We start from the raw sequence: 6,809 nt of genomic DNA, 5'->3' as shown, positions 1-6,809 counted from the left end.
TGACACCGCCGACTACATCGCGGTGAGCCCGGACGGCCACCACGCCTACGTCACGCTCTCCTCGGGCAGCGCCGTGGCGGTGGTCGACATCTGATCCTGCACGCGGACCTTGACCTGGGAACTCACGGAACTCCGGGCAGAGCCGATTTCATAGAGTGCGATTCGCGGCGCCGTGAACCGCGGCCCACCGCTCACCTGAGCCACCCTTCGTCCGCGACGGGCATGCCCGTCACGGATGCTCGACAAGAAAGAGAGGCACTTGCCATGGTCTTCACCATGGCACCCACAATCGGCGTCTCGCTGCGCCCCTACACCCGCGCCGACGTCCAGTCAATGCTAACCCTGATCAACGTTGATCGGCTGCCGGGCAGCCGATCGCGACACCGGTGATGCTCAACGAGGCGCTCGCGGGCCGGTCGCCCATCGACGCGGGCTGGTGGGCGGAACTCGATCCGCCCGTGACCCAGGTCGCCACCGATCGCACGCCAGCGGGCCAACTCCTTGCCCGTGCCTGCAGCCGGAGCCCGCGCGATGGAGGCGGAGGCGCCGGCTACGCGGGTGGCGGCGGAGGGTACGCCCGCAAGACGGGGCTCTCGCCCCCATTGCCAGCGACGAGGCTGGTCCGGCCTCAAACTGGGGCGACCCGGAGGACCAGAAGCAGTGGCGGGCCATACTCGCCCGCCTTCGCGCAGTACTTGCCCCGCCGCCAGCTTCCATCGCCCTATTCGATGTTCAGCCAGAACAGAACGTCACTCGGCACGGAGTTGAGTCAGAGCCACGGTCCGTGAACAAAGCCAAGCCGCCGTCGCTCAAGTGGGCCAGAACGTCCAGGCGGTCAGTACACCTGCGTTCGCGGCTCCGTCCGCCAGACGCGGTGCGCGGAAACCGGCGCCGCCCTCGCCGGGATTTCGATCACTCGAAAAGGTTCTGTCCTGGCAGGGGTGCTGGGGAAGGCGCGGCAGGTCACGGGTTTGGTGGCCGTGAGTGTGGGCGTGTCAGGATCCGCTCGTGGAGTGCGATGTATGTGGACGGGCGATGTGGCGATGGCCGTGGCGTCAACTGCCGGGGAAGAGCAGACCTGGTCATGCTGGTGGTGCCATGCCGTTACACATGTGGGTGGCGAGTGGTTCAAAATTTCGAGGCCTCCGTACCGCCGATGGAGATGCGCTGGGAGGAAGCCGTTGCGGACAGCCTGCCTGCCGACGTATCGCACGCCTTCGGCGTCTTCGACAAGACCTTGTGCGGCATCCAGGCAGGCGGCATGTCGCCGTCTGACTACTGGTGGCTGCCGGAGCGGGAGAGTGCCTGCGGCGTCTGCCGTGAGGCGGCGGTGATGATCGATGAACGCTGGCCGCCTGCCCTGAGAGGCGAAGACGCGGGCCAGCGTTGCCCGGCGGCCGGGTGACCGATAGCAGCCCGTGCCCGGATCCGACGGGCGGCTGTCCGTCGTTCCGGTTCGCAGTCGGCTCGGCTTCCGGCTGCGCCTGGATGGGGCGGTCGTCAGGTACCGGGACTGCACCGCCGGCAGGGGGTGGCTGTGGGGCAATTGGCTGACGTGAGTGATCGTTTATGCGGTGAATCAGGACGCCCGCGCGGGTGAGCCGCAGCCCGGCTCTCTTCCGGGCCGCCCCCGGGTACCGCTACAACCCGGGTTCGTGATCAAGAATCTGCTGCGGCGTGGTCTGCCCGCGCTCGCTCTCACCGCCCTGCCCCTGCTGATCTCCACCGCGCCGGCGGCCCAGGCCGTACCGGCCGGCCCTGGGGCGGTGGCGGTCAGGACGCCGCTGTCGCTGTTCGCGGCGATCGACCAGCTGTAGCCGACGAAGTACGTGAGGGCTACGTGCGGACCCTGTACAAGCACTGGAACAAGGGCCTGAACGCCGGCGACGGTTGTGACACCCGCAAGGAAGTCATCTTGTCCGAATCGCTCGAGGCGCCGCTGGTTGCGGCAGGTTGCAAGCCGACCGGGGAGCTGGCGAAGCCCGTACGACGACGTGGTCGTCACCGATGCCGCCCGCCTTGACGTAGATCATTTCGTCCCGCTGGCCGAGGTCCACGACAGCGGCGGCTATGCCTGGGACGCTGCCCGGCGTGAGGCGTACGCCAACGACCAGCGTCCCCGGACACCCTGATCGCGGTCTCAGCCTCCTCCAAGCGCAGCAAGGCGGAGAAGGACCTGGCGGAATGGATGCCCACGGACGGCTCCTACCACTGCACCTACACCGCGACCTGGGTGGGTACGAAGCTCCGTTGGGGCCTGGCCGTCGACGAGGCGGAGCGGCAGGCGCTCCTTGGTATTGCCGAGGACTGCCCGACTACCACCGTCACCTACGAACCCGCCGCATGATCGGCCTCCCCGCGAGCCCGTTGTCCTCCAGCAAGGCGAAGGCCGCGAGGCGTCCGGCGAGGATCACGAAGGCAGTGCCGACTGCCACCCGAAGGGCACCATGAACTGGTACGAGAAGGATGGCTGAACCTGTGGACATGCTCAGAGCCGTGGCCCAGGTCCTCGGACGAAACGGTGAGGCGTGCGGGGCCGGTTTCCTGGTCGCTGAGGACGTGCTGGTCACCTGCGCGCACGTCGTCCGCGCCGCCGACAGCGGGCCCGGGCGCAGCGTATGGCTGGTCTTCCCGAACGCTGACGGAGCAGGCGTCGTCGAGGGGATCGTCATGGAAGAGCCGTGGCGGGAACCCGAGGCCGAGGACGTCGCCATGGTGCGCCTGAGCGCCGCCGTGCCCGGCACATATGTACCGGCGCTGGGTTCCGCGGCGGGCTCCAGGGGTCACGAGGTGCGCTCGTTCGGGTTTCCCGGACAGGCTCCGGAGGGAGGGCATTTCGGGTACGCGAAGGCTGGCAACCTTCTGCCTGCGACCGAGCACCGGGCCGAACACCTGCAGCTGACGGACGCCAACGACCTGACCACCGGCTTCAGCGGCGGTCCGGTCGTGGACGAGGTGACCGGTCTGGTCATCGGCATGCTCACCGAGATCACCAGCCCCGATGCACTCGGGAAGGGCCAGGGCATCGCTTACGTCAACCCTGTTCAAGTGCTTCGGCAGATCTGGCCTGCCTTGGCCGTTCAGGACGTGTGCCCTTACCGGGGGCTGGAGCCGTTCACCGCGGAGCATGCGCAATGGTTCGAGGGCCGGCAGGACGCCATGGACCAGGTTCTCGCGCAGCTGGCGGAGCAGCAGCGTGTGGTCCTGCTGCTCGGCCCGTCCGGCTCGGGCAAGTCCTCCTTGATCCAGGCCGGGATCCTGCCCGCTCTGGCCGCGGGCAACGTGCCGGGCAGCGACCGGTGGCTGCCCGTACACGTCCGACCAGGTCAGGACCTTGGCGCAGAGATCGAGCGCGCAGGACTGCCCGGGGCCTCCACCGACGGGATCCCGGAGGCCGCGACCCGCATCCTCAGAGCACAGCCCGAATACCAGCGGGTCGTCCTCGTCATCGACCAGTTCGAAGAGCTCCTCACCCAGCAGGAAGGCAGCCTCGCCGCCGCGAACCGGCTCACGGCCGCGATCACCTCGCATGCCACCCTGAGCGTGATCCTGGTCATGCGCGACGACTTCTACCCGCAGCTCGCCGCCCTCGCCCCCGACCTGCTGGGCGCCGCGATGCCGGGCCTCCTCAACATCCCAGGCACACTCAGCCAGGACGACCTGCACGACATCATCACGCTGCCCGCCCAGAAGGCCGGAGCCCGCTTCGAAAGCGGGCTTCCCGAGCAGATCGTCGCCGACGTCCTGGCCACTGCCCCGGAGGGGGAGGCAAGCCGCCGGGCCGCGGTCACGGTGCTGCCCCTGCTGGAACTGACACTCAGCGAACTGTGGCGACGGCGCCAGGACGGCTTCCTCACCCACGACGCCTACCGGCGCATCGGGGGAGTGACCGGCAGCCTGACCACCTGGTGCGACACCGCACTCAACCAACTGCCCCCAAACAGCCTGCCTGTCGCCGAGCGCATGCTGACCTCACTCGTACGCCCCGCCGACCTGCGCCACAACGTCCCCGCCATCCGCGCGCAGGTCCCCCTGGCGGATCTGCGCGACCTCACAGCCGGCCCCGACAGCACGCCCGACGACAGCGATGTGTTCGACACGGTCCTCGCCGAGCTGACCCGGCACCGCATCATCATCACCCGCACGCCCGAAGGGCCTTCGGCACGGCCAGTCGCGGAGCTCATCCACGACGCGCTCATCCGGGACTGGCGCAGGTTGCGCGAGTTGGTCGGCCGGGACCGCCGCTTCCAGGAATGGTTCGTACGAGCCCGCGAGCAGCAGGCCCGCTGGGCCGACGGGAGGCACGAGGAGGACCTGCTCGCGGGCACGGCTCTGGCAGCGGGGCTCGAATTGTCCCACCAGCGCCGTCTGCCTGTCGAGATCGGCCGGTTCCTCACTGCCAGTGAGCAGCACCAGCAGGCCGCCATCCGCCGCAGCCGGCGCCTCAACGCGATCCTGGCCGGCTTGCTCGCCATCGCCCTCATCGCAGGGGCCGGGTTCTTCTTGCAGTGGCGGACGGCAGAGACGCAGCGACAGGCCGCCCTGTCCCGCCAGCTCGCCGGCCAGTCCGACACCCTCTTCGCAACCAACGCCAACCTGGCCTCACTGCTTGCCGTGCAGGCCTACCGCACCAGCCCCACATCCGAGGCCTCCCACAGCCTGCAGAACGCCGCGGCGATTCCGCTGCGGCGCAGCCTGCGCGGTCACGGCGACCGCGTGACCAAAGTGACGTTCAGCCCCGACGGCTCCACCCTCGCCAGCAGCAGTGCCGACCGAACCGTCCGCCTGTGGCACGCAGGCACCGGCAAACCTGGCCCCATCCTCAAGGGACATACCGATCAAGTGTGGTCCGTGGCTTTCAGCCCCGACGGCCGTACCCTCGCCACCGGCGGCCTCGACGGCACCATCCGCCTGTGGGATGCACACACCGGCGCGTCCCGCCGTACCCTCCAAGGCCACGCCGGCGCCGTGCGGTCCGTGGCCTTCAGTCCCGACCGCAGCACCCTCGCAACCGGCGGCGACGATGCGACCGTGCGCCTATGGGACTTGGGAACCGGTAAACCACGGGTCACGTTGGAGGGCCATTCCAAAGCTGTGTGGTCCGTGGTGTTCAGCCCCAATGGGCGCTTCGTTGCGACCGGAAGTCTCGACCACACGGTCCGAGCGTGGGACGCGGAGACCGGCAAGCTCCATGCGGACCCGATCCAGCAGCCCGGCGAGGTCCATGCCGTCGCGTTCAGCCCCGACAACCGAACCCTCGCAACATCAGATAACACGGATACCCTTGTACGGCAGTGGGACATCGTCACTGGAAAGCAGAACCGAACCCCCCTCGAAAGGTACGACAGCGTCACGGAATCGGTGGCGTTCAGTCCGGACGGCCGCACTCTCGCCACCGGTATGGGGGACGGCATGGCACTGCTGCGCGACGCGTCCTCCGACACGATCCTCAACTTCCACCCTGGCCACACCGACTCGGTCTGGTCGGTGGCGTTCAGTCCCGACGGCCGCACTCTTGCCACCAGTAGCGACGTTGTCGTGCGACTGTGGGACGTGGTCGCCGGACCGAATCAGGCGACGTTGATCGGTCACACTGGCAAGGTCTCGAAGGTGGTGTTCGACCCGTCCGGCCGCACTCTCGCCACAGGCAGTCTCGATGGCACTGCACGATTGTGGGACGTGTCCACACGCACGAGCCACACTCCCCTGAAGGCCAGCGATGCGGTGGGGGCGGTAGCGTTCAGCCCAGATGGACACACCCTCGCCACCGCCAGCAAGGACGGCAAAGCCGAGCTGTGGGATGTGCGAACCCACCAAAGGCGGGTAACCCTGCCCGCACACACAGCGCCGCTCCAAGCTGTGGTCTTCAGCCCCGACGGGCGCGTCGTCGCCACCGGCGGCGGAAACAGCGTACGGCAGTGGGACGCGAACACCGGCAAGGAGATCCGCCCCCCGCTGCTGATCAACAGCGACACGGTGACTGCGGTGGCCTACAGCCCTGACGGGAAGACACTGGCCGTGACCGATATGGACAACTCTCCACACCTGTACGACGCGGTCAGTGGTGACCCTGGCGCCGTGCTCAAGGGACACGACGGAGCAGTGTATGCAGTTGCGTTCAGCCCCGACGGACGAACCCTGGCCACGGGGAGCGAGGACGCTACGGTACGTTTGTGGGACGCGGACGGCGGCCACAGCCTGGCCACCCTCACCCGACACACCGGGGCGGTGTACGCGGTGGCGTTCAGCCCCGACAGGCGTACTCTCGTCAGCGGCAGCGGCGACGGACTAGCAGTGCTGTGGGACGTGCCCACCCGCAAGGCCCGCGCTAGCCTGCTTCATTTCGATATTGTGCAGGCGGCGGCGTTTAGCCCCAACGGCCTCACGCTGGCCACCGGAAGTGTCGACGGCACGGCGCGGCTCTGGGACGTCACCCTGCCCACGCCTGCTGCGGCGATTCGAAAGATCTGTGAGGCCGTCTACCGCGACCTCACAGTCGAGGAACGGACGGCATACCTGCCAAACCAGAAGACCCCCCCTGTCTGTCCCAGCGAGTGAGCCACAATCACAGCCGGGATTCCGAGGCAGCGAAGGCTGGCAGGCATATTTAGGCGAAACTGATGGGTTTCCTATTGGATCGTGTAGCGGACGTGGCGGGCCGCGAAGTAGCCGCAGACGATGTGGGGTTGGCGTTGTCTGCGGTGCAGGAAGCGGCGGGTCTCGCGGGCGAGGTCGTCGGCTGAGGTCGCGCGGGCTGCGTGAACGTGGTGTTTGAGGTCGGCGTTCAGCAACTCGTCGGGGTTGAGCTC

The 6,809-nt window shown here is 68.1% G+C and carries 5 protein-coding genes and 1 pseudogene; 5 read left to right on the top strand and 1 reads right to left on the bottom strand.

Annotation, left to right across the window (positions count from 1 at the left end):
- The first annotated feature begins 1,156 nt into the window (after positions 1-1,156).
- From ABTY04_RS39965 to ABTY04_RS39945, 5 genes are all read left to right on the top strand, one after another.
- Positions 1,157-1,405: a hypothetical protein gene (locus ABTY04_RS39965; protein WP_352218346.1), complete on the top strand. Its 249-nt coding sequence runs from the start codon at positions 1,157-1,159 to the stop codon at positions 1,403-1,405.
- Between the two features lie 250 nt (positions 1,406-1,655).
- Entirely contained in the window at positions 1,656-1,817 is a 162-nt protein-coding gene (locus ABTY04_RS39960) for a hypothetical protein (protein ID WP_352218345.1), read from the top strand.
- A gap of 126 nt (positions 1,818-1,943) precedes the next feature.
- A complete protein-coding gene (locus tag ABTY04_RS39955) occupies positions 1,944-2,132 on the top strand; it encodes a hypothetical protein (protein ID WP_352218344.1) in 189 nt (62 codons plus the stop codon).
- A 56-nt stretch (positions 2,133-2,188) separates the two neighbouring features.
- Complete coding sequence (locus ABTY04_RS39950; RefSeq protein ID WP_352218343.1) at positions 2,189-2,347, top strand: hypothetical protein; 159 nt, start codon at positions 2,189-2,191, stop codon at positions 2,345-2,347.
- Between the two features lie 149 nt (positions 2,348-2,496).
- On the top strand, positions 2,497-6,558 hold the full coding sequence (locus ABTY04_RS39945) for an nSTAND1 domain-containing NTPase (protein ID WP_352218342.1): 4,062 nt from the start codon (positions 2,497-2,499) through the stop codon (positions 6,556-6,558).
- Between the two features lie 71 nt (positions 6,559-6,629).
- Here ABTY04_RS39945 and ABTY04_RS39940 read toward each other — a convergent pair.
- Positions 6,630-6,809, bottom strand: a pseudogene (locus ABTY04_RS39940) (IS630 family transposase); the annotation flags it as partial.

Origin of the sequence: Streptomyces sp. NPDC097981, from assembly GCF_040302565.1 — a bacterium.
In the GTDB taxonomy this organism is placed as follows: Bacteria; Actinomycetota; Actinomycetes; order Streptomycetales; family Streptomycetaceae; genus Streptomyces.
Note: the sequence above shows the minus strand (reverse complement) of the source record. Positions and strands in the feature narration are given on the sequence as shown.

Excerpts from the sequence above, each read along its gene's own strand:
- ABTY04_RS39965 (WP_352218346.1), top strand. The coding sequence starts at position 1,157 with ATGGAGATGCGCTGGGAGGAAGCCGTTGCGGACAGCCTGCCTGCCGAC.
- ABTY04_RS39950 (WP_352218343.1), top strand. The coding sequence starts at position 2,189 with ATGCCCACGGACGGCTCCTACCACTGCACCTACACCGCGACCTGGGTG.